General features: G+C 70.2%; 19 protein-coding genes. 8 read left to right on the forward strand and 11 right to left on the reverse strand.

The annotated features are described in order from the left end of the window. The first annotated feature begins 5 nt into the window (after nt 1-5). Nucleotides 6-1,196, forward strand: coding sequence for a hypothetical protein (locus ACIBJF_RS24095; protein WP_399176577.1), 1,191 nt, complete (start codon nt 6-8; stop codon nt 1,194-1,196). A gap of 15 nt (nt 1,197-1,211) precedes the next feature. Here ACIBJF_RS24095 and ACIBJF_RS24100 read toward each other — a convergent pair whose 3' ends face one another. Both ACIBJF_RS24100 and clpB read right to left on the reverse strand, forming a co-directional pair. Beyond that, nucleotides 1,212-1,751 carry a YbjN domain-containing protein gene (locus ACIBJF_RS24100; RefSeq protein WP_351807515.1) on the reverse strand — a complete coding sequence of 180 codons (540 nt, stop codon included), beginning with the start codon at nt 1,749-1,751 and terminating at the stop codon, nt 1,212-1,214. A gap of 174 nt (nt 1,752-1,925) precedes the next feature. Next, the gene (gene clpB, locus ACIBJF_RS24105; RefSeq protein WP_399176541.1) at nt 1,926-4,523 is read right to left on the reverse strand and encodes an ATP-dependent chaperone ClpB; all 2,598 of its coding nucleotides are present in this window, start codon (nt 4,521-4,523) and stop codon (nt 1,926-1,928) included. A 117-nt stretch (nt 4,524-4,640) separates the two neighbouring features. On the opposite strand from clpB, the gene ACIBJF_RS24110 reads away from it, so the two are divergent. Further along, nucleotides 4,641-5,033 (forward strand): PPOX class F420-dependent oxidoreductase, encoded by a 393-nt coding sequence (locus tag ACIBJF_RS24110; protein ID WP_356300297.1) that lies wholly within the window; start codon nt 4,641-4,643, stop codon nt 5,031-5,033. A 150-nt stretch (nt 5,034-5,183) separates the two neighbouring features. On the opposite strand, the gene ACIBJF_RS24115 is transcribed toward ACIBJF_RS24110, so the two are convergent. Continuing rightward, on the reverse strand, nt 5,184-5,516 hold the full coding sequence (locus ACIBJF_RS24115) for a hypothetical protein (protein ID WP_351807511.1): 333 nt from the start codon (nt 5,514-5,516) through the stop codon (nt 5,184-5,186). Between the two features lie 377 nt (nt 5,517-5,893). Between ACIBJF_RS24115 and ACIBJF_RS24120 the strand changes: the two genes are divergently transcribed. Together ACIBJF_RS24120 and ACIBJF_RS24125 are read left to right on the forward strand one after the other, a co-directional pair. Then, nucleotides 5,894-6,838 (forward strand): helix-turn-helix transcriptional regulator, encoded by a 945-nt coding sequence (locus ACIBJF_RS24120; protein ID WP_399176544.1) that lies wholly within the window; start codon nt 5,894-5,896, stop codon nt 6,836-6,838. Between the two features lie 64 nt (nt 6,839-6,902). Then, nucleotides 6,903-7,892, forward strand: a complete 990-nt coding sequence (locus ACIBJF_RS24125) for a helix-turn-helix transcriptional regulator (protein ID WP_399176546.1) — start codon at nt 6,903-6,905, stop codon at nt 7,890-7,892. On the opposite strand, the gene ACIBJF_RS24130 is transcribed toward ACIBJF_RS24125, so the two are convergent. Both ACIBJF_RS24130 and ACIBJF_RS24135 read right to left on the reverse strand, forming a co-directional pair. Then, complete coding sequence (locus ACIBJF_RS24130) at nt 7,855-8,901, reverse strand: LuxR C-terminal-related transcriptional regulator (RefSeq protein WP_399176548.1); 1,047 nt, start codon at nt 8,899-8,901, stop codon at nt 7,855-7,857. The two genes, ACIBJF_RS24125 and ACIBJF_RS24130, sit on opposite strands and share 38 nt — an antisense overlap. A 356-nt stretch (nt 8,902-9,257) precedes the next feature. Next, a complete protein-coding gene (locus ACIBJF_RS24135; protein ID WP_399176550.1) occupies nt 9,258-10,364 on the reverse strand; it encodes a sugar ABC transporter substrate-binding protein in 1,107 nt (368 codons plus the stop codon). Nucleotides 10,365-10,659: 295 nt separating this feature from the next. On the opposite strand from ACIBJF_RS24135, the gene ACIBJF_RS24140 reads away from it, so the two are divergent. Next, nucleotides 10,660-12,336: a fibronectin type III domain-containing protein gene (locus ACIBJF_RS24140; RefSeq protein ID WP_399176552.1), complete on the forward strand. Its 1,677-nt coding sequence runs from the start codon at nt 10,660-10,662 to the stop codon at nt 12,334-12,336. Nucleotides 12,337-12,406: 70 nt separating this feature from the next. Here the strand turns inward: ACIBJF_RS24140 and ACIBJF_RS24145 are convergent, their stop codons facing one another. From ACIBJF_RS24145 to ACIBJF_RS24165, 5 genes are all read right to left on the reverse strand, one after another. Beyond that, entirely contained in the window at nt 12,407-12,859 is a 453-nt protein-coding gene (locus ACIBJF_RS24145) for a heat shock protein transcriptional repressor HspR (RefSeq protein ID WP_399176554.1), read from the reverse strand. 5 nt (nt 12,860-12,864) lie between these two features. After that, nucleotides 12,865-14,037 carry a molecular chaperone DnaJ gene (gene dnaJ / locus ACIBJF_RS24150; RefSeq protein WP_399176556.1) on the reverse strand — a complete coding sequence of 391 codons (1,173 nt, stop codon included), beginning with the start codon at nt 14,035-14,037 and terminating at the stop codon, nt 12,865-12,867. A gap of 36 nt (nt 14,038-14,073) precedes the next feature. Next, on the reverse strand, nt 14,074-14,748 hold the full coding sequence (grpE, locus tag ACIBJF_RS24155) for a nucleotide exchange factor GrpE (protein ID WP_399176558.1): 675 nt from the start codon (nt 14,746-14,748) through the stop codon (nt 14,074-14,076). Then, nucleotides 14,745-16,592: a molecular chaperone DnaK gene (dnaK, locus tag ACIBJF_RS24160; RefSeq protein ID WP_351807502.1), complete on the reverse strand. Its 1,848-nt coding sequence runs from the start codon at nt 16,590-16,592 to the stop codon at nt 14,745-14,747. Before dnaK ends, grpE begins: the two co-directional genes overlap by 4 nt. A gap of 94 nt (nt 16,593-16,686) precedes the next feature. Continuing rightward, entirely contained in the window at nt 16,687-17,706 is a 1,020-nt protein-coding gene (locus ACIBJF_RS24165; protein ID WP_399176560.1) for an MraY family glycosyltransferase, read from the reverse strand. Nucleotides 17,707-17,897: 191 nt separating this feature from the next. Here ACIBJF_RS24165 and ACIBJF_RS24170 point away from each other — a divergent pair, with 191 nt between their 5' ends. Beyond that, nucleotides 17,898-20,165, forward strand: a complete 2,268-nt coding sequence (locus tag ACIBJF_RS24170; RefSeq protein WP_399176562.1) for a (Fe-S)-binding protein — start codon at nt 17,898-17,900, stop codon at nt 20,163-20,165. Between the two features lie 154 nt (nt 20,166-20,319). Further along, nucleotides 20,320-21,057, forward strand: a complete 738-nt coding sequence (locus ACIBJF_RS24175; protein WP_399176564.1) for an SDR family oxidoreductase — start codon at nt 20,320-20,322, stop codon at nt 21,055-21,057. An 82-nt stretch (nt 21,058-21,139) separates the two neighbouring features. On the opposite strand, the gene ACIBJF_RS24180 is transcribed toward ACIBJF_RS24175, so the two are convergent. Beyond that, complete coding sequence (locus tag ACIBJF_RS24180; protein WP_399176566.1) at nt 21,140-22,063, reverse strand: RNA polymerase sigma-70 factor; 924 nt, start codon at nt 22,061-22,063, stop codon at nt 21,140-21,142. A 116-nt stretch (nt 22,064-22,179) separates the two neighbouring features. Here ACIBJF_RS24180 and ACIBJF_RS24185 point away from each other — a divergent pair, with 116 nt between their 5' ends. Next, nucleotides 22,180-22,545, forward strand: a complete 366-nt coding sequence (locus ACIBJF_RS24185; RefSeq protein ID WP_399176568.1) for a YrdB family protein — start codon at nt 22,180-22,182, stop codon at nt 22,543-22,545. The last annotated feature ends 80 nt before the right edge of the window (nt 22,546-22,625 follow it).

A 22,625-nucleotide genomic window follows, 5' to 3' on the forward strand; every position in this document is an offset into this window, starting at 1 on the left:
ATGTGATCCACGCCAGCACCACCCTCGCCCCGCCCGTAGCCGCAGCGAAGCCGGCGCCGCGCGACCGCGCCCGGCCCTCCCTGATCCGTGCGGGCGGGGCCGCCGTAGGCCTCTTTCTCGGCGTCCGGCTCACCGGGGTCGCCGTGCTCGCCCTCGTCGCCCATGGCGCCGGCCGGCACCCGCTGCCGCTGCTCGCCCGGTCCTGGGACTCGGTCTGGTACCTGGGCATCGCCGCGCACGGCTACGGTCACGACCTGCCCTCCTCCGACCCGGGCCCGCACAGCGACCTCGCGTTCTTCCCGCTGTACCCGGCGCTGCTGCGGGCGGTGACGGCGCCCGCCCCGGTCGGCGGTGGCACCGCCGGGCTGCTGATCTCCTGGACCGCGGCCGCGGTGGCCGCCGCCGGGATCCACGCGGTCGGCTCCCGGGTGCACGGGCGGGCCACCGGTTGCGCGCTGGTGCTGCTGTGGGGGCTGCTGCCGCACGCGGTCGTGCTGTCGATGGCGTACACCGAGCCCGTGCTGTCCGCGTTCGCGGCCTGGTCGCTGGATGCGCTGCTGGCCGGGAACTGGCTGTGGGCGGGCGCGCTGGCGGCGCTGGCGGGGCTGGCCCGGCCGAACGGATTCGCGGTCGCCGCCGCGGTGCTCGCCACGGCCGGAGCCGAGGTGTGGCGGCGCCGCGGAAGGGTTTCCCACAGGCTGTGGACGGGCGCGGCACTCGCCCCGCTGGGCTGGACGGCGTATGTGCTGTGGGTGGGGCTGCGGAAGGGCGATCTGCTCGGGGGCTACTTCGAGGTGCAGCGGCTGTGGGGGTCGACGTTCGACCTCGGGCACGGCTCACTGCTGTTCGTGCGCGCCATGCTGCTGCACGCCACCCGGTTCGTGTTCCCGATGGCCCTGCTCCTGGTCGCGGCGGCGACGCTGCTGTACGCGCTGCTGCTCCTGGATCGCGCCCCGCTGCCGCTGCTGGTGTTCAGCGGGGTGCTGCTGGTTGTCGCGCTCGGCGGGTCCGGCTTCTTCGAGTCCAAGCCGCGGTTTCTGCTGCCGGCGTTCCCGCTGCTGCTGCCCCTGGCCCAGGTGCTGGCGAGAACGGCGAAAACCCGGCCCTGGCACGCGACCGTGGTGGTCGCGGCCCTGGCCGGGCTCAGCTATGTCTACGGCGCGTACCTCGTGGTGTACGCGCAGGTACCGCTGTAGGCGGCGGGACGGGGCCTACTCGCCGTCGTCCTCGGGGTTCTCGGGCTTGTCCGCCTCGTTGACCTCCTGCTCCAGGCCGAGCTGCTCGACGAGCCACCGGTCGAACTCGATCGCGGCCCGCACCCAGCTGACGGTCGAGGAGACGAAGTGGTTGATGTCGACGCCCGTGCCGATCAGCATCTGGGCCTCGCCGATCAGACGGACGGTGCCGTCGTCGTGGGTGTGGGTGTACACCTTGGGCCACAGGGTGCGGCGGTTCCAGTCGTCGACGGACTCCAGCAGCTGCGGCTTCTCGTCGATCTTGTGGGGGCGGTCGTAGAACGTCCGCACCGAGAAGACCGCCTGTTCGGCCTCTCCTCGGAACATGAAGTACGTGCGGAACTGCTCCCACGGAGCCGCGAGGTCACCCTCCTCGTCGACGACGTACTTCAGCTCCATCTGGTCGAGGAGCTGCTTCACGAGATCCTGATCCGGGACGACGGGGCCCGCCGGTCCTTGGGGCTGCGGTTCGGGCTGGCCCCCGAAATTCGGAATCGAGGACGGGTCGATGCTCACCGTGTTTTTCCCTTCGTGCGGATTCCGCCATCCTCCCTCATGCGGGGAGGGGGGAGGCAAGCCCCGACGCCCGCCTGTCCGCCTTTGGCCGACATGATTCCGGCCGCCGGGCCGGGAGCGTACGAGGGCCCGGACCGGGCCCTCGTACGGTTCCCCGCGTTCACCATGTGAGCGTCACAGCGTCTTCCCGGTCGCCGGTCCCACCAGCAGGCCCTCGCCGAAGCGGTCGACGCGGACCGTGTCGCCGTCCTTGATCTCGCCGGCGAGGATCTCCTTGGCGAGGCGGTCGCCGATGGCGGTCTGGACCAGGCGGCGCAGGGGGCGGGCGCCGTAGGCCGGGTCCATGCCCTCCTCCGCGAGCCAGGCCAGCGCCTCGGGGGTGACCTCCAGGGTGAGCCGGCGTTCGGCCAGGCGCCTGCCCAGGCGGTCGATCTGGAGCCCGGCGATCCGCTCCAGCTCGGGCTTGGTCAGTGCCGAGAAGACCACCAGGTCGTCCAGCCGGTTGAGGAACTCCGGCTTGAAGGAGGCCCGGACGGCCTCCAGGACCTGTTCCTTCTTCTCCGCCTCGGACGTCAGCGGGTCGACCAGGAACTGGCTGCCCAGGTTGGAGGTGAGCACCAGGATGGTGTTGCGGAAGTCGACCGTGCGGCCCTGACCATCCGTCAGGCGGCCGTCGTCCAGCACCTGGAGGAGGACGTCGAAGACCTCCGGGTGGGCCTTCTCCACCTCGTCCAGCAGGACGACGGAGTACGGGCGGCGGCGGACCGCCTCGGTGAGCTGGCCGCCCTCCTCGTAGCCGACGTATCCGGGAGGCGCGCCGACCAGCCGGGCCACGCTGTGCTTCTCGCCGTACTCCGACATGTCGATGCGGACCATGGCCCGCTCGTCGTCGAAGAGGAAGTCCGCGAGCGCCTTGGCGAGTTCGGTCTTGCCGACGCCGGTCGGGCCGAGGAAGAGGAAGGAGCCGGTGGGGCGGTCGGGGTCGGCGATGCCCGCGCGGGAGCGCCGTACGGCGTCGCTGACCGCGCGTACGGCCTCGCTCTGGCCGATGAGGCGCTTGCCCAGCTCGTCCTCCATGCGCAGCAGCTTCTGCGTCTCGCCCTCCATCAGGCGGCCGGCCGGGATGCCGGTCCAGGCGGCGACGACGTCGGCGATGTCGTCGGAGCCGACCTCCTCCTTGACCATGGTGTCCCTGGAGGCCTCCTCCTCGGCCTCGGAGGCGGCCTCCAGCTCCTTCTCCAGCTGCGGGATCTCGCCGTAGAGCAGCTTGGCGGCGGTGTCGAAGTCGCCGTCGCGCTGGGCGCGTTCGGCCTGGCCGCGCAGGTCGTCCAGGCGCTCCTTGAGCTCACCGACCCGGTTGAGGGACTGCTTCTCCTTCTCCCAGCGGGCGGTCAGGTGCCGCAGCTCCTCCTCCTTGTCGGCGAGGTCGCGGCGCAGCTTCTCCAGCCGGGCGACGGAGGCCGGGTCGGTCTCCTTGGCGATCGCCAGCTCCTCCATCTTCAGCCGGTCCACGGCGCGCTGGAGTTCGTCGATCTCGACGGGGGAGGAGTCGATCTCCATGCGCAGACGGGAGGCGGACTCGTCGACCAGGTCGATGGCCTTGTCGGGCAGGAAGCGGGAGGTGATGTAGCGGTCGGAGAGGGTGGCGGCGGCCACCAGCGCCGAGTCCGCGATCTGCACCTTGTGGTGGGCCTCGTACCGGCCCTTGAGACCGCGCAGGATGGCGATGGTGTCCTCGACGGTCGGCTCGGCGACCAGCACCTGCTGGAAGCGCCGCTCCAGCGCCGGGTCCTTCTCGATCCGCTCCCGGTACTCGTCCAGGGTGGTGGCGCCGACCATGCGCAGCTCGCCGCGGGCCAGCATGGGCTTGAGCATGTTGCCCGCGTCCATGGCGGAGTCGCCGCCCGCGCCGGCGCCGACGACGGTGTGCAGCTCGTCGATGAAGGTGATGATCTGCCCGTCGGAGTCCTTGATCTCGCCGAGGACGGCCTTCAGCCGCTCCTCGAACTCGCCGCGGTACTTGGCGCCGGCCACCATCGCGCCGAGGTCGAGCGCGACCAGCCGCTTGTCCTTCAGTGACGAGGGCACGTCACCCTTGACGATCCGCTGGGCGAGCCCCTCGACGACGGCGGTCTTGCCGACGCCCGGCTCACCGATGAGCACGGGGTTGTTCTTGGTACGGCGGGACAGCACCTGCACGACCCGCCGGATCTCCTGGTCCCGCCCGATGACCGGGTCGAGCCGGCCCTCGCGGGCGGCGGCGGTGAAGTCGGTGCCGAACTTCTCCAGGGCCTTGTACTGACCCTCGGGGTCGGCGGTGGTCACGCGGCGTCCTCCCCTGGCCTTCTTGAAGGCCTCCAGCAGCTTCTTCGCGTCGGCGCCCTGTGCCTGGAGCAGTTCGCCGACGCGACCGCCCTTGGCGGCGATGCCGATGAGCAGATGCTCGGTCGACAGGTACTCGTCACCGAGCTCCTTCGCGCGCTCGTCGGCGTCGGCGAGCACGGCCAGCAGCTCGCGGTTGGGCTGCGGCGGCGCGACCGTGGACCCGGTCACGCTGGGCAGCGCGGCCAGGATCTTCTCGGCGCCCGCGCGTACGGCCGCCTGATCGGCCTCGACCGCCGCGAGCAGGTCGGTGATGTTCTCGTTGTCCTGCCCCTGGAGCAGAGCCAGCAGCAGGTGAGCGGGGGTGAGGTCCGGGTGCCCCTCGGTCACGGCTCGGTTGCCGGCCGCATTGATGGCGTCCCGGCTCCTGTTGGTCAGCTCGGCGTCCACGTCGTCCGTTCTCCTCCTCGGCCACACACTCCACTACTGACTTCACCAGCGTACACAAAGTTGAGTCTATTCCGCTCAAGGTGGGGAAGGAAGCCGTGCGGAGACTAGGTTGCGGGCATGGCGAAGCACTCGGAGCAGTACCTGGAGTTCTGGCGGGAACGTCACCTGTGCACCCTGACGACGCTCCGGCCCGACGGCAGTCCGCACGTGGTCCCGGTGGGGGTGACGTACGACGCTGAGGCCGGGCTTGCCAGGGTGATCACCAACAAGTCGAGCGTGAAGGCCGGACACGTCCAGGCGGCCGGGCCCGAGGGCGCCCGGGTCGCGGTGTGCCAGGTGGACGGCCGGCGCTGGGCCACGCTGGAGGGGCGGGCGAGGGTGCGGACGGAGCCGGAGCGGGTCGCCGAGGCGGAGCGGCGCTATGCCGAGCGGTACGAGCGGGTGCCCTCGCCGAATCCGGCGCGCGTGGTGATCGAGATCGAGGTGGAGCGGACGCTAGGGCGCGGGTGAACAGGCGACTGAACATTTTCGGCCACCCTGGAAACGAGCCCATACCCCGAAATATCCCCAAAAACTGCAGCGGCGTCACCGTGTTCAGGTCACGGTGACGCCGCTGCGGGGGGAAGTACCTGAGCGATCTTTTACGACGGGGGAATCGCGTCAGGCACTGCGGGGGGTGGCGATGGTCCTCAGGTCCTGGTCCGTCGGCTCGGCGAGCCGGTGGTCCCGCTGGTCGAGGTTCACAAAGATCATTCCGTACCGGACGGCGCACCGCACCGGCTGGGGCGCGCCACGCGGCTTGCGCAGGCACCGGTACGCCCGCACGTCCTCGTCCTCGTCCCGCGTCACGACGACCGGCTCACCGAACACGGTCACCATCAGCGAGTCACCGCTGTGGGGGATGGCGGTGACCAGGTCGATGAAGTGCCAGCCGGAGCGGTAGGCCGTGGCCATTTCGCGACGGAAGGACCGGTCGTCGGGTGGAGTAGTCATCAGTCAGCCCCAGGTGGTGTCGTCTGCACCATCGATATGGGCGGTTGCGGTGCTGTCGGCACTCACAGCGACGGTCCGAGGAGCCACTCCCCAGGTAGTGTCCGCCGCAACGTCACGTTTTCCACCGGAGAGGCCACTCAGCGCGCCGATGGCCACAACGGCGGAGAAGGTAACGGCAAGCATCGACCGAAGCATTCTCTTGCGCATAGTCGGCTTCGTCCTCACTTGATGGTCCCCTCTTCCCCCGTCGAACAAGACGATGTCTCATTTGGGCACGTCATGGCCACACGATCGATGCATCATGTTCCTGCATGTTCAGGACCCTGGGGGGTGGAGATTTGACAAGAAATCGGACCAAAGTGCCACATCCCCATGCGATGACCGAGCTCTGCGAGGAGGGTAGCCGCCTCTACGCGCAGGCGCTGCGCTCGGGACGCATCGCCCGTGCGGATGTGGAAGCCGCCCCCTGCCTCATGGAGTTCGCCCTCCTGCACCCGGACCCCGACGACGCGAACTGGCTGCGCCCCACCCCTCCCTCGGTCGCCCTGGCCCAGCGGCTCAACCCGATCGAGCGCGAGATATCCGAACGCAGGCGGCTGTCGGTCGAACTGGCCGAGGCGTTCGAACCGTTCATGACGCTCAGCGCCCAGAGCACCACACCCACGCACGCCATTTCCGTCCTGGAGGGCCTGGACCGCATCAACGCGGCCCTCGACGTGGCGACGGCCGAGTGCCGCTCCGAGGTGCTCACCGTGCAGCCCAGCAGCCGTCGCCTCGAACACACCCTCGTGCAGGGGCTGGAACGCGACCGTCCGCTCCTCGAACGCGGTGTGCGCATCCGGACCCTCTACCAGCACACGGCCCGCTACAGTCCTGAGACGCTCGGGTACGTGTCCCAGTTCTCCGAAGGCAAGGTCGAGTACCGCACCATCGACGAGCTGGTGGAGCGGCTCATCATCTGTGACGAGACCGTCGCCTTCATCCCCATCCGCGACGACCGGCAGGTCGCCCTGGAACTCCGGCATCCCGGCCTGGTGCGCTACCTGATCAAGGTGTTCGAGTTCATGTGGGCCCGCGCGGTGCCGCTCAGCACCGGCGCACCCTACGAAACCGCCCCGGACGGCATCACGGAGATCCAGCACTCCATCGCCAAGCTCCTGGTCGAGGGGCACGTCGACGAGGCCATCGCCCGCCGGCTCGGCATGAACGTGCGGACCTGCCGGGCCCACATCGCCAAGCTGGCCAACGCCCTCGGCAGCGGCAGCCGGGCCCAGCTCGGCTTCCTCATAGCGCAGTCGGGGATTCTCAAGCAGGAGCCCTGACGCCGCCGGAACGCGAAGGTCACTGTACGGAACAAGGGCTCGACCAGCAGGGGGAGGTGGGCCGGTGACGCACCGGGAGCACGGGATCGAGGAGTTGTGTGCCGCCGGGCAGGAACTGTACGAGCGGGCCCTGCGGGAGGGGCGGATACCTGTCGGCGACGCCGCCGACGTGCCGTGCCTGACCGACTTCGGGCTGCTCCACCCCGCCCTGGACGACCTGGGGCAGCTGGAGCCGGTCGCACCCGCCGCGGCCCTGCACCGGCTGCTGCGCGCCTCCTCGGCACGGGTCGCCGAGGAACGGCGGCGCGAGGACAGGCTGGTGGAGCGGTTCGAGCCGCTGCTGCGGATCGGCGTGGGGCAGACGCCCGGCACCGGCACCGAGCCGGCGATGCTGCGGCTGCTCAGCGGCACCGAGCAGATCAACCGGGCCATCTCCGACGCGATGGTGGACGCCACCGAGGAGTCCCTGACCATCCAGCCGCACGCCGGCCTCACCGGCCCGCGCGGCGAGGCGGCCCGCGACACCGCCTTCGGGCGCGATCAGGCCCTGCTGGACCGCGGCGGCCGCATCCGCACCCTCTACCAGCACACCCTGCGCCATGTGCCGGAGGTGTACGGGCCGTTGGAGCACTTCCGACGCGGCGACACCGAGGCGCGCAGCCTCGACGAGGTGCCGGACCGGCTCATCGTCATCGACCGCAAGGTCGCCTTCCTCCCCGCCGACGACGACGGCAAGCTCGCCCTGGAGGTCCGCCACCCGGCGCTGATCAAGTACTTCGTCACGACCTTCGACCGGCTCTGGCGGCTGGCCACGCCGATGTTCCCGAAGGCGGTGCAGCCACCGTCGGTCAACGGCGTCACGCCCCGCCAGCGCGCCATCGCCGCCCTCCTCGTCGAGGGCCACACCGACGCCGTCATCGCCGACCGCCTGGGCATGAACATCCGCACCGCCCGGCTGCACATCGCCAAGCTCGCCGCCACCCTCGGCAGCGACAGCCGGGCCCAGCTGGGCTATCTCATCGCACGCTCGGGGATCCTCGATCAGGAGCCGTGAGCGCGCCGGCCGACAGCCCGGGCCCACGGTGGCCGTCCAGGCCGACCTGGGCGATCCGGACGCCCAGCTGGGTACGGCTGGCCGCGCCCAGGGTCTCCGAGAGCCGGGCGATATGGGCGCGGCAGGTGCGCACGCTGATGCCGAGCCGCTCGGCGATCACCGCGTCCTGGTGCCCCTCCGCGAGCAGCGCGGCGATGGACTGCTCGCGGTGCGAGATGCCTTCGATGCCGGTGTCGGGGAGCGGGGCGGTGAGCGGGATGGCCAGGCGCCAGAGGCGTTCGAAGACTGTCACCAGGTACTCCACCAGGGCCGGGTGGCGCAGTTCCAGAGCCATCGTGCGGTCGGCGTTCGCCGGGATGAAGGCCACCGTGCGGTCGAAGAGGATCAGGCGGTCGATCACCTCGTCCAGCGTCCGGGCCTCGACCGTGTCGCCCATCAGCTCCAGGTAGTTCAGCAGGCCCTGGCCGTGCCGGGCGACATGCGTGTACAGGTCGCGCATGCGCACGCCGCGGCCGCGCAGGGCCAGCGCCCGGTGCAGCCCCTCGGTCAGCTCGGCCTCCCGGCGGATGCCGCCGGGCTGCACGGTGAGCACCTCGGTCGTGCACGCCTCGGTCGCCTCGTCCATCGCGGCTTGGATCCGGGACAGCCCGTCCAGCACCCGGATCGCGCTGCCCTCGGCCGGTGCGGCCAGCGCGCCGAGCTGACGGCCGAGTCCCGCGTACCACTCGAAGGCGGCCACCGCCGAGCCCACCCGCCGCTGGCTCGCGCTGACCTCGTCGTAGACCCCGCGCAGCAGCCTGGTCATGACCTCCTGCGGGGAGGTCGGCACCAGCCAGTCCATGTCGTCGGGGTCCGGGTGCAGCAGGGCCAGTTCCAGCAGGCAGGGCACCGCCTCTGCATCAGTGCGCGGCACGCGCCCCCGGCGTACGGCCCGGGAATAGACCCGGTCGCCGGCCGCGCACAGGCGGTCGGCGCCGTGTGGATGCTGCTCCGCCCCGCGCCCGGCCATCGCCCATTTCACCCCCGGTGTGCTGTCACTTCCGCAGCGCAACTATGCGCGGGCGCCGACCGGGTCCGCAACACGGCTCACCTCAACAGGGCTGTCGTAAAGCGCTGTTATGTCCGGGTATATGCCAGGCTCCGCCCCTCGCATTGCAACAAGCTGATGGTGGTGGGGCGGACTGCGTCAGGGCATCGTTGGTCACGTCTCCCCCGGGTGTCACCGGATCACCGGACACCCCGGAGCGGGACGCTCCGCCGGGAGAGCCGCCGGGCCGTCGCACCGCGTTCACGGGGGTGACGCGGTGCGGGGGCGCTCCCCGGGAAAAGCCCCGCGCCCCGTCAGGGGCGCGGGGAGGGACGCCCCTACTTCAGGTGGCTCGCCGCGCAGGCCGCCTTGTACTGGGCGGTGCAGATGTCGCCCACGGTGTAGATGCCGTCCGCGATGACCGTGGACTTGATGTTGCTCTTGGTCAGGGCGACCGGCTGGATCAGCTTCGAGGGGATGTTCTTGTCGGTCGGGCTGTCGACCTTGTCCTGGGTGAGCGCGTCGAACTGGATGTCCTTGCCCTGCACCTTGGCGACGGCCATCTGCGCGGCGGCCTGGGCCTCGTCCGGGTAGGCCTTGTAGACGCTCATGTACTGCTCGCCGGCCACGATCCGCTGCACCGCGTCGAGTTCGGCGTCCTGGCCGGTGACCGGGGGCAGGTTCGTGACGCCGGCCGCCTTCAGGGCCTTGATGACACCGCCCGCCATGCCGTCGTTGGCGGCGTAGACACCGGCGATGTTGCTCTTGCCGATCGCGCTGATGGCCCTGGTCATCTCGGTCTCGGCGAGCTCCGGCTTCCAGTCCGTGGTGTCGTACGTCGCCGCGATCTGCGCATGGCCGTTCAGCTCGGAGAGCGCGCCCTGCTTGAACTGCTTGGCGTTCGGGTCGGTCGGCGAGCCGTTCACCATGACGATCTTGCCGGAGCTGTCGGCGCCCGACCCGAGGGCCTCCAGCAGGGTGCGGCCCTGCACCTCGCCGACGAGCTCGTTGTCGAAGGAGACGTAGGCGTCGATCGGGCCCTCGGCGAGACGGTCGTAGGCGATGACCGGGATGCCCGCGTCCTTGGCCTTCTTCACCTCGGGCGCGATGGCGTGCGAGTCGACCGCGTCGAGCATGATGATGTCGACCTTCTCGTCGATCATCTTCTGCATCTGCGAGGCCTGCCGGGAGGCGTCCGCGTCGGCGTTGTCGTACTCGACCCTGCCCTGCTTACGGGTGAGTTCGGCCACCTTGTCCTTGATGATGGGGTAGTCGAACTTGTCGTAACGGGTGTTCGCCTTCTCCGGCAGCAACAGGCCCACGGTGATGTCGTTGCCCTTGCTCGGGCTCGCGCTCGCGCCGTCCCCCGTCGCTCCCAGCACGCCACAGCCGGCAAGCGAGAGGGTCATCGTGGACACGGCCACGGATATGGCGATTCGACGCATTCGAGGGCTCACTTCAGGTGCGTTCCGGACGTAGGCCTGCTATACGACCCAGGTGTCTGAAAAGACAACGCGGAGGCCACACCCGACGTCAAGCGGAACTACTTAACGAGTCCGCAACACCACGCTCGGCTGACCCTGTGAAGGAGGAGCGGAATCGCCTCCAAATTCTCTTTACGGACCCTCCATTCAACGGGAGTTCATGGACCGGTAAAGATCGGCACAACCAACCCGGGTCCCCGCGAGTCGTGATCATCGGCGGCCGTGCGCCGCTTCCCCGACTCGACCAGAGGACCGAATGAACCCAGCCAGACGCGCGACCGCCACGGCCGTCGTGCTCGCCACCGCCGGCGCTCTGCTGAGCGCGGTCGCCACGCCCGCCTCCGCCACGGTGACGTGCAGCTCACCGGTGTACAAGAGGACGTTCTACGCGAACACCACGTTCTCCGGCACGCCGAAGAAGACGGACTGCGACCCCGTCATCGACCAGAACTGGACCGGCGCGCCCGCCACCGGGCTGCCGAAGGACAACTTCGGCGTCCGCTGGACCGTCACCCGTGACTTCGGCTCCGGCGGGCCCTTCGCGTTCGCCGTCTCCGGGACCGACGGCATCCGCGTCTACCTGGACGGCGTCCGCAAGGTGGACCTGTGGTCGAACACCTCGGGCGCCCGCGCCAAGACCATCAACCTCACCGTCCCGTCCGGCAGACACACCCTGCGCGTCGACCACGTCAACTGGACCGGCACCGCGAGCGTCGAGTTCGCCTACACCCCGCGCACCTCCGCCACCGTCGACAAGGTCAAACCCCTGGTGCCTACCGGGACTTCGGTCGGATACGACTCCTCGACCTACAAGGCCGGGATCAACTGGGCGAAGAACGCCGAGATGGACCTCGCCGGTTACCGCGTCTACCGGCGGCTGAAGGGCACCTCGTACCCCGACAGGCCGCTGGCCACGACCACCTCCACCACGTACACCGACACCACCCTGCCGAAGACCGGCGCCACGTACTACTACGAGGTCCGCGCCTACGACAAGGCGGGCAACGAGTCCGCGGGCACGGCGGACCAGGGCGTGACCACCGCCGACCGCACCCCGCCCGCCGTCCCCTCGGGGGTGACGGCCGGCAGCGGCGGCAAGGGGGTGAGCATCGCGTGGGACGCGCTCGCGGACGCGGACTCCTACCGTGTCTACCGCGCCGCGAGCACCGACGGCGCCTACACCCGCGTCGCCACCGTCGACCAGCCGTCCTACCTCGACGCGTCCGCCACCGAGGGCACGCGGTACTACTACCGTGTCACGGCCGTCGACGCCGCCGGCAACGAGTCCGGGCGGTCGGCCACGGTCAGCGGGGTGCACTGGGACGAGACCCCGCCGTCCGCCGTCACCGGGCTGACGGTCACCCCGACCGGCTACGGCTTTCACCTCCAGTGGGACGCCAACCCGACGCCCGATCTCGCCCGCTACGTCGTCTACGCCGGCGAACTCATCGGCGACGACGAGGAGAAGGTCTGCTCGGTCCACCAGGTGGAGTGGCTGTTCACCGACACCACGTCCTACGACTACGCCACCCTCCCGGACGGCGAGGAGCGCTGCCTGTTCGTCGACGCGGTGGACGACGACTGGAACTCCCACTTCGAGTGGACGCGTTCCCCGAACATCGTGGTCGCGACCGAGCGGGACACCACCCCGAGCGTGCCGACCCCGGAGGGCTCGCCGGTCGGCCTGGACGCCTCCGCGGGAAAGGGCGTCGTCGGGCTGAGCTGGAACACGGTGGCCGACGCCACCGGCTACCAGGTCTACCGCTGGAACGCCGACACCCACGCCTACGAGAAGCTGGCGGCCACCACGGAGACGTCCTACCAGGACACCGGCGCCGCGGGCGGCACCACCCAGTACTACTGGGTGACGGCGCTGTACGCGGACGGCACCGAGTCGGCGCCGGGGGCGGACTACGCGATCCTGCTCCCGTGAGCACGGGAGACCCGAACACGTGAAAGGGGCCCGGAATCGATTCCGGGCCCCTTTCCCACAGACACGCGGGTCAGTCCGAGGCCTGCTGCCGCTTCGGCCGCCACACCACCAGCGCGCTGGTCTGCTGGACCTCCTGGTACGGGACCAGGTCGCGGCGGTAGGAGGCGTGGACGGCGGCCTCGCGCTGCTGCATCGCGGCCGCCGCGCCGTCCAGGGCCGCCTCCAGTTCCACGACACGGGACTGCAGGGCGGCGACCTGGTTCTCCAGTTCGATGATGCGCTTGATGCCGGCCAGGTTGATGCCCTCGTCCTGCGACAACTGCTGCACCTGGCGGAGCAGTTCGATGTCGCGGGCCGAGTAGCGCCGGCCCCGGCCCGCGGTGCGGTCGGGGGAGACCAGGCCCAGGCGGTCGTACTGGCGCAGCGTCTGCGGGTGGAGTCCGGAGAGCTGGGCCGCCACCGAGATGACGTAGACCGGGGTCTCCTCGGTCAGTTCATACGGGTTACGTCGACGGCCGTCCATCACTCTCAGTCTCCCTTCGCGGCCTCGAACAGCTCCGCCCGCGGGTCCTCGCCCGCGGTCGCCTCGCGATACGCCTCGAGCGCGTCACGAGCCTTCCCCGACAGGTCCTTGGGAACACGCACCTCGACGGTGACCAACAGGTCGCCGCGGCTGCCGTCCTTGCGGACCGCGCCCTTGCCCCGGGCGCGCATGGTGCGGCCGTTGGGCGTGCCGGGCGGCAGTTTCAGGGTGACGGCCGGGCCGCCGAGGGTCGGTACCCGAACCTCGCCGCCGAGGGCCGCCTCGGTGAACGTCACCGGCACGGTGACGGTGAGGTTGTCGCCCTTGCGCCCGAACACCGGGTGCTCGCCGACGTGTACGACCACATACAGGTCGCCCGCCGGTCCGCCCCGCTCGCCGGGGGCGCCCTTGCCGCGCAGCCGGATCCGCTGCCCGTCGGTGACGCCGGCCGGGATGCGGACCTGCATCGTGCGCGAGGACTTCGCGCGGCCGCTGCCCTTGCACTCCATGCAGGGGTGCTCGGCGATCAGGCCGCGGCCCTTGCAGTCGGGGCAGGGATCGGTGAGCGAGAAGCCGCCGCCGGAGCCCCGGGCGACCTGCCCGGTGCCGACGCAGGTCGGGCACACGCGGGGCGTGCCGTTCTTGTCGCCGGTGCCCGAACAGGCCTTGCAGGGCGCCTGGGAAGACATCCGCAGGGGCACCGTGGCGCCCTCGATGGCCTCCGTGAAGCTCAGCGTGACCTCGGTGTCGATGTCCTGGCCGCGCCGGGGCTGGGTACGGGTCGTACCCGCGCCGCCGCGGTTGAACAGGCCCCCGAAGACGTCACCGAGTCCACCCCCGAAGCCTCCGCCCTGGGTGGTGGTCCCGCCGCCTCCGAAGAGGTCGCCCAGGTCGAAGTTGAAGGAGCCGCCGGCGCCCGGCCCGGGGCGGAAGCCGCCGTTGCCGAACAGGGCGCGAGCCTCGTCGTACTCCTTGCGCTTCTTGGGGTCGCCGAGGACGTCGTTCGCCTCGGAGATCTCCTTGAAGCGCTCCTCGGCCTTGACGTTGCCCTTGTTGGCGTCCGGGTGGAACTCGCGGGCGAGCTTCCGGTACGCCTTCTTGATCTCGGCCTCGGTGGCGTCCTTGGGGACGCCGAGGACCTTGTAGTAGTCCTTCTCGATGAAGTCCTTGGTGCTCATCCCCGACGCCCCTCCTTCCCCTTGAGTGTCCTCACGTCAGCCCTCGTCCGGGCCACCGTTCTCCTTGCCATCGGCGGCTTCGGCCTGCTGCGCCTCGGACGCCTTGTCTTCGGCGCCCTCGGCCTTGACGGTCTGCGCGCCGGGCTGCGGTTCGGCGACGGCCACCCGCGCGGGGCGGATGGTGCGCTCGCCGATGCGATACCCGGGCTGCAGGATCGCCACGCAGGTCGTCTCGGTGACGTCCGGCGCGTAACTGTGCATCAGGGCCTCGTGGATGATCGGGTCGAAGGGCTCGCCCTCCTTGCCGAACTGCTGCAGGCCCATCTTGGCCGCGACGGTCTCCAGCGACTCGGCCACCGACTTGAAGCCGCCGACCAGTTCGCCGTGTTCCCGCGCGCGGCCGATGTCGTCGAGCACGGGCAGGAGCTCGGTCAGGAGGTTCGCCACGGCGATCTCCTTGACCGTGATCCGGTCCCGCTCGACCCGGCGGCGGTAGTTCTGGTACTCGGCCTGGAGGCGCTGGAGGTCCACCGTGCGCTCGTTCAGCGCCGTGCGCACCTGGTCCAGCTGGGCCACCAGACCGGCGTTCTCGTTTCCGTCCCCGGCCGGGGCCGCCCCCTCCTGGGGGGCGGCCTTCGGCTCGGCGTCGTCGGGGGTCGCGCCGGAGGGGACGTCGGGCTTCTCCTCGAAGCCCGGGGTCTCCTCCGTCACGCGGCACCGTCCTTGCGCTCGTCGTCCACGATCTCTGCGTCCACGACGTCGTCGTCAGCGGCCCGGCCACCCTGCGCGGCGCCCTCGGGGCCGCCCGCGGCCTGCGCGGCCTGGGCGTCGGCGTACATGGCCTGGCCGACCTTCTGGGAGACCGCGGCGACCTTCTCGGTGGCGGTGCGGATCTCCGCGGTGTCCTCGCCCTTGAGCGCGGTCTTCAGCTCCTCGACGGCGGCCTCGACCTCGGTCTTGACCTCGCCGGGGACCTTGTCCTCGTTGTCCTTGAGGAACTTCTCCGTCTGGTAGACGAGCTGCTCGCCCTGGTTGCGGGTCTCGGCGGCCTCGCGGCGGCGGTGGTCCTCCTCCGCGTACTGCTCGGCCTCCTGGCGCATGCGGTCGACCTCGTCCTTCGGCAGCGAGGAGCCGCCGGTGACGGTCATCTTCTGCTCCTTGCCCGTGCCCAGATCCTTGGCGGTCACGTGCATGATGCCGTTGGCGTCGATGTCGAAGGACACCTCGATCTGCGGGACACCACGGGGCGCCGGCGGCAGACCGGTCAGCTCGAACATGCCGAGCTTCTTGTTGTACGCGGCGATCTCGCGCTCGCCCTGGTAGACCTGGATCTGCACCGACGGCTGGTTGTCCTCGGCCGTGGTGAAGATCTCCGAGCGCTTGGTCGGGATCGTGGTGTTGCGCTCGATCAGCTTGGTCATGATGCCGCCCTTGGTCTCGATACCGAGGGACAGCGGGGTGACGTCGAGCAGCAGGACGTCCTTGACCTCGCCCTTGAGGACACCGGCCTGGAGCGAGGCGCCGATGGCGACGACCTCGTCCGGGTTCACGCCCTTGTTGGCCTCCTTGCCGCCGGTCAGCTCCTTGACGAGCTCGGCGACGGCGGGCATACGGGTGGAGCCACCGACGAGGACGACGTGGTCGATCTCGTTGATGGAGATGCCGGCGTCCTTGATGACGTTGTGGAACGGCGTCTTGCAGCGCTCCAGCAGGTCGGCCGTCAGCTGCTGGAACTGGGCCCGGGTGAGCTTCTCGTCCAGGTGCAGCGGGCCCTCGGCGGACGCGGTGATGTAGGGCAGGTTGATCGAGGTCTCGGTGGAGGAGGACAGCTCGATCTTGGCTTTCTCGGCGGCCTCGCGCAGACGCTGCAGGGCCATCTTGTCCTTGGACAGGTCCACGCCGTGGCCGGACTGGAACTGCTTGACCAGGTAGTCGACGACGCGCTGGTCCCAGTCGTCACCACCGAGGTGGTTGTCACCGTTGGTGGCCTTCACCTCGACGACGCCGTCGCCGATCTCCAGCAGGGACACGTCGAAGGTGCCGCCACCGAGGTCGAAGACGAGGATCGTCTGGTCGTCCTTGTCGAGACCGTAGGCCAGCGCGGCGGCGGTCGGCTCGTTGACGATGCGCAGGACGTTCAGACCGGCGATCTCACCGGCCTCCTTGGTCGCCTGACGCTCGGAGTCGTTGAAGTAGGCAGGGACGGTGATGACCGCGTCGGTCACCTTCTCGCCCAGGTAGGCCTCGGCGTCCCGCTTCAGCTTCTGCAGGATGAACGCGGAGATCTGCTGCGGGTTGAAGTCCTTGCCGTCGAGCTGGATCTTCCAGTCGGTGCCCATGTGGCGCTTCACCGAGCGGATGGTCCGGTCCACGTTCGTGACCGCCTGGCGCTTGGCGACCTCGCCGACGAGTACCTCACCGTTCTTGGCGAAGGCGACGACGGACGGCGTGGTCCTGGCACCCTCGGCGTTGGTGATGACGGTGGGCTCGCCGCCCTCCAGAACGCTGACGACGGAGTTAGTCGTGCCCAGGTCGATGCCGACCGCACGTGCCATGGTTGATTCCTCCAGCTGACTTGAGTGGAACAGGCTCAAGTGTGCATGACGGCCACCGCTGGGTCAACAGACCTGAGTCGGCCGGGCTCAAGTCTTATCCGTTCCTTACACGCAAGTGGCCGCTGACCTGCGTCGACGGCATCCGCCGGGGCTGCTGGACAGGGATGCGAAGGAGGACGGCGACCACCAGCAGCACCCCTGCGCCCACCCAGGCCACGGCCCCCTCCCCCGTCCACCCGGTGTGCACGAGCACCCCCACGAGCACCGAGGAGAAGGAGCCGGCGCCCAGCAGGACGACCGAGCCCTGCGTGGTGAGCCCGAGCGGGCGCAGCCGGTGCACGAGATGGTCGGGACCCCGCCTGACCAGCGGGCGCCGGGCCAGCCGCCGGGCGAGGACCACGAGGACGGCGTCGGCGAGGGCCGCCGCGCTGAGGCAGAACATCACCGCCACGCTCGGCGCGAGCGCGTACCCCCCGCGCGTGAAGACGAGGGACGACGACAGCAGGAACCCGGTGAACAGCGAGCCGCAGGCGCCGAGGCCGATCCGCGCGGGATGCCAGTTGTGCATCAGGAAGCCGGTGAGGGCGGCGGCGAGGACGCTCAGCAGGACCGCGAGCCCGTCCATCAGCTCGGCGGCCGCGCAGGCCCCCGCACCGAACGCGGTGACGACCCCGACGGTCCCCGCGAGCCCGTCCGCGTGATCGAGCCCCTTGAAGGCGAGGGAGGCGAGGACGATCCACCCCACGGCGAGGATCCCGCCCAGCACGCCCGTCTCCTCGTAGGGCACCACGAAGGCCGCCGCCACGGCCGTACCGGCGACGAACACGCGCGCGCGGATCCGCCAGACGTCGCCGACCAGGCCCAGCGCGGCGACCGCGGCGGCGGCGATCAGCAGCCGGTCGACCCCGTCCCCGAGCGGCGCGATCGCGGTCCGCTGCCCCACCCAGGCGACGAGACAGGTGACGGCCACCACGGCGAGCCCGCCGAGCAGCGGCAGCCGCCGCTGCCGGCGCCGGTCGAGGATGCCGGCCCGCAGCGCGGGCACCCTGAGCAGCGCCGAGAGCACGGCGGCGAGAAGCAGGGCGGCGGTTGCGGCGGCGATCCCGTAGAGCACGGCTCTAAGGTAGGGGCGAATGTAGCAATTCGGTACGAATAACACGATCTGATGAGCTGGGGATGACGCTCGTCACCCCGCGCCCGGCTGCATCCCGGCGGAAGATGGGGGTAGTCTCAGACGGACTACATAAGTTACCGCTTAGTAATAATTTCCCTCGAAGAACCCCTCGCAGGCCCGAGGAGCCCCACATGCAACTCGCCGCGATCATCGTGTCGCTGGTACTCGCCGTGGTCGGCGTCGCGTTGTTCAGCCGCGCCATCGCGCAGATCTACCGGTTCGTCCGGCTCGGGCAGGACGTCCCGGCGGGTACCCGGACCAACGACTGGACCGCCCGCACCGCCACGGTGATCCGGGAGTTCCTCGGCCACACCCGGATGAATCGGTGGGGCGTCGTCGGCGTCGCGCACTGGTTCGTCGCCGTCGGCTTCTTCTCGCTCGTACTGACGCTGGTGAACGCCTTCGGCCAGCTCTTCCAGGCCGACTGGGCGCTGCCGGTCATCGGGCACTGGCTGCCGTACGAGCTGTTCGTCGAGTTCATCGGCACGATGACCACGCTCGGCATCCTCACGCTGATCGTCATCCGCCAGCTGAGCCACCCGCGCAACCCGGGCCGCAAGTCCCGCTTCGCGGGCTCCAACTTCGGCCAGGCGTACTTCGTCGAGTCCGTCATCCTCATCATCGGCCTCGCGATCATGACCCTGCGCGGCCTGGAGGGCGCCCTCGCCGACGTGCACGGCTACGAGGCCGCGTACTTCGCCTCATACCCCCTGGTGCTCGCGTTCAAGGGCCTGAGCGTCTCCACGCTGCAGAACCTGGTCTACCTGACCGCCATGATCAAGATCGGGACGTCCTTCGTCTGGATGATCACGGTCTCGCTGATGACCGACATGGGCGTGGCCTGGCACCGCTTCCTGGCGTTCCCGAACATCTTCTTCAAGCGCAACGCCACCGGTGAGACCTCCCTCGGCGGCCTGCTGCCGATGACGAGCGGCGGCAAGCCGATCGACTTCACCGACCCCGGCGAGGACGACGTCTTCGGTGTCTCCCAGGTCGAGCAGTTCTCCTGGAAGGGCCTGCTGGACTTCTCCACCTGCACCGAGTGCGGCCGCTGCCAGTCGCAGTGCCCCGCCTGGAACACCGGCAAGCCGCTCTCCCCGAAGCTGCTGATCATGTCCCTGCGGGACCACGCGCACGCCAAAGCGCCGTACCTGCTGGCCGGCGGCGGCAAGACCATGGAGGGCGAGGAGAAGGCGTCCGAGGAGCAGCTGAAGGACGTCCCCGCCGCCGCGCTCGCCGAGGCCGAGCGGCCGCTGATCGGCACCGCCGAGGAGAACGGCGTCATCGACCCGGACGTCCTGTGGTCCTGCACCACCTGCGGCGCCTGCGTCGAGCAGTGCCCGGTGGACATCGAGCACGTCGACCACATCGTCGACATGCGCCGCTACCAGGTGATGATCGAGTCCGCGTTCCCGTCCGAGGCGGGCACGATGCTCAAGAACCTGGAGAAGAAGGGCAACCCCTGGGGCCTGGCGAAGAAGCAGCGCCTGGAGTGGACCAAGGAGGTCGACTTCGAGGTCCCGGTCGTCGGCAAGGACATCGAGGACCTCACCGAGGTCGAGTACCTGTACTGGGTCGGCTGCGCCGGCGCCCTGGAGGACCGCGCCAAGAAGACCACCAAGGCCTTCGCCGAGCTGCTGCACATCGCGGGCGTCAAGTTCGCGATCATGGGCGGCGACGAGAAGTGCACCGGTGACTCCGCCCGCCGCCTCGGCAACGAGCCCCTGTTCCAGGAGCTCGGCATGGAGAACGTGGCCGCGCTGAACATGGCCTTCGGTGAGGACGACGAGGACGAGTCGACCAAGAAGCCGAAGTCCGCGAAGAAGATCGTCGCGACCTGCCCGCACTGCCTGAACACGATCGGCAACGAGTACCCGCAGCTCGGCGGCGACTACGAGGTCATCCACCACACCCAGCTGCTGCAGCACCTGGTCGACGAGGGCAAGCTGGTCCCGGTCACCCCGGTCGAGGGCATCATCACCTACCACGACCCGTGCTACCTGGGCCGCCACAACAAGATCTACACGCCCCCGCGCGAGATCATCGGCAAGGTCCCGGGCCTGCGCAACGAGGAGATGCACCGCCACAAGGAGCGCGGCTTCTGCTGCGGCGCCGGCGGCGCCCGGATGTGGATGGAGGAGCGGATCGGCAAGCGCATCAACAACGAGCGCGTCGACGAGGCCCTCTCCCTCAACCCGGACATCGTCTCCACCGCCTGCCCGTTCTGCCTCGTCATGCTCACCGACTCGGTGAACGGCAAGAAGAACGAGGGCAAGGCCAAGGAGTCCATCCAGGTCGTGGACGTCGCCCAGCTCCTCCTCGACTCCGTCAAGACCCCGGTCGACCCGGCCGGCGAGACGGCGAGCGAGACCGAGCCGGAGCCCGAGCCGGTGAAGTGACACCGGCCGTCCCGGTCGTACGGCGCCCCCTGCCCCGCACAGGCAGGGGGCGCCGTCGTTCCCCCACACCCCGACGGTTGAGCCCGGCTGTCACAAACCCGGCCGCTGCGCTGTCCTGCTGATGTACGGACGTACCCAGCGAACGGAGACAGTGATGAGGATCGTGGTTGTCGGAGGTACCGGGCTCATCGGCTCGCAGGTGGTCGCGCTGCTGCGCAAGGGCGGCCACGAGGCCGTGCCGGCCACGCCCTCCACCGGCGTCAACGCCTACACCGGCGAGGGCCTGGCGGATGCGCTCAAGGGCGCCGACGTGGTCGTGGACGTGTCGAACTCCCCCTCCTTCGACACCGAGCCGGCCCTGGACTTCTTCACTCGCTCGGCGCAGCACCTGTTCGCGGCCGAGAAGGCGGCGGGGGTCCGCCACCACGTCGCGCTCTCCATCGTGGGCGTCGACCAGGTACCCGACTACGGCTACTACCGGGCCAAGGTCGCCCAGGAGCAGGCCGTGCGCGACAGCGGAGTCCCCTACAGCCTGGTGCGCGCCACCCAGTTCTTCGAGTTCATCGCCCCGGTGATGGACATGTGCACGGAGGGCAAGCAGGTGCACCTGCCGTCCAACCGGCTGCGCCCGATGGCCTCCGCCGACGTCGCCGCCGCCGTCGCCGACGCGGCGCAGGGCGAGCCGTCGAACGGCATCCGGAACATCGCGGGCCCCGAGGTGCACCGGCTCGACCGGCTCGGTGAGCTGACCCTGGAGGCGAAGCCGGACGGCCGTTCCGTCGTCACCGACGAGTCCGCGAGCCCGTTCGCGGGCATGCCCGACGTGCTCACCGGCGACGACACCGCGCACCTGGCCACCACGCGCTACGAGGACTGGCTCAAGCGGAACTGACCGAGGCGCCGCGGTCCACAGCGGCACACGGCCGGTCGGCGGGACCACCGCGACCGGCCGGCCGCCTGAGCGGCGGCTACGGCTACGACGCCTGCGACCGTCCCGTGGGCCTGTGTGCGGACCGCTCGTACGCCCTCAGCTTCTCGGGCGCCAGCACCCAGTACAGCCCGTCGATGCCGTCCGGCCCCACCGTGACGGACACCAGGGCGACGGCGGCCCCGTCCTGGACGAGCAGCAGGCCGGGCCGGCCGTTGACCTCGACCACGCCGTACTCGGCGCGGGGGAAGAACTTGTGGGCGACGGCACTGACCCTGGCCACGCGCTCGGCGCCCACGACCGCCACCCGTGCCACGCCGCGCATGCCGTTGCCGTCCGCGTAGGCGACGGCGTCGGCCGACAGCACGCTCTCCAGCGCGGCGACGTCACCGTGCCGCGCGGCGGCGACGAAGGCCTCGACCAGCCGCCGGTGCTGTGCCGCCTCGACGGGTTCCCGGCGCTCGGCGGTCAGGCGCTTGCGGGCCCGGCTGACGACCTGCCGCGCATTGGCCTGGCTCAGCTGGAGCATGTCCGCGATCTCGCCGTACGAGTAGTCGAATGCCTCCCGCAGCACGTAGGCCGCCCGCTCCACGGGGTTCAGCTTCTGCAGGACCAGCAGCACGGCCGTCTCCAGCGCCTCGCCGCGCTCCGCGCCGACCTGCGGATCCACGCCGGTGTCCACGGGCTCCGGCAGCCACGGCCCCACGTACGCCTCGCGGCGGACCCGGGCGGACTGGGCCACGTTGATGGCCAGCCGGGTGGCGATCGTCGCCAGGAACGCCCCGGGATCCTGCACGGCGCTCCGGTCGGTGCCTTGCCAGCGCTCCCACACGTCCTGCACCACGTCCTCGGCCTCGGACACGCTGCCCAGGATGCGGTAGGCGACCCCGAACAGCCGCGGCCGCACCTCCTGGAACACGTCCGCCGCTTCGTCCAGCGAGTCACCGGTGCGCCGCAGCCGCTCGTCCATGATGCCGATGCCTTTCGAGAAGGGGCGGGGCGGTGAGCCACAACGGTCCGGCAAAAACCCGTCCCACCCGTCACCACCCTGTCATGCTGGGCCCCCCGGCGCACCGAGAGGACCCCATGTCAACAGGCCCCTCCGCCCAGGCCGTTCTCGACGAGCGGCGCTGGTACACCGCCAACGAGCTCCTGGCGTTCCTGCTGGAGCTCGCCGCACTGGCGTGCCTGGGCTGGTGGGGATTCACCGCCGGCGGCGACGCGGCCCTCCACGTCCTGCTCGGCCTGGGGACACCCCTGGCGGCGATCGTGCTGTGGGCGTTGTTCGCGGCACCGAGGGCACGGCTGCGCCCCGGCCTGCCGCTCGTCCTCACGGTCAAGGCGGTGGTGCTCGGAGGCGGAGCCGCGGCCCTGTACGCCGTAGGCCACCCCATGGCCGCCCTGACCATGGCGGTCGCGGTAACCGCGAACACGGCCCTAGAAGTGCACTGAAAATCTTGCAGGTTGGGCGGTTCCGTTGTGGTGGGGCGGCCCGCCCTGCAGTCAGTCGGTGGCTGGGGCGAGGGTCCAGG

Source organism: Streptomyces sp. NPDC050743 (assembly GCF_044456925.1).
In the GTDB taxonomy this organism is placed as follows: domain Bacteria; phylum Actinomycetota; class Actinomycetes; order Streptomycetales; family Streptomycetaceae; genus Streptomyces.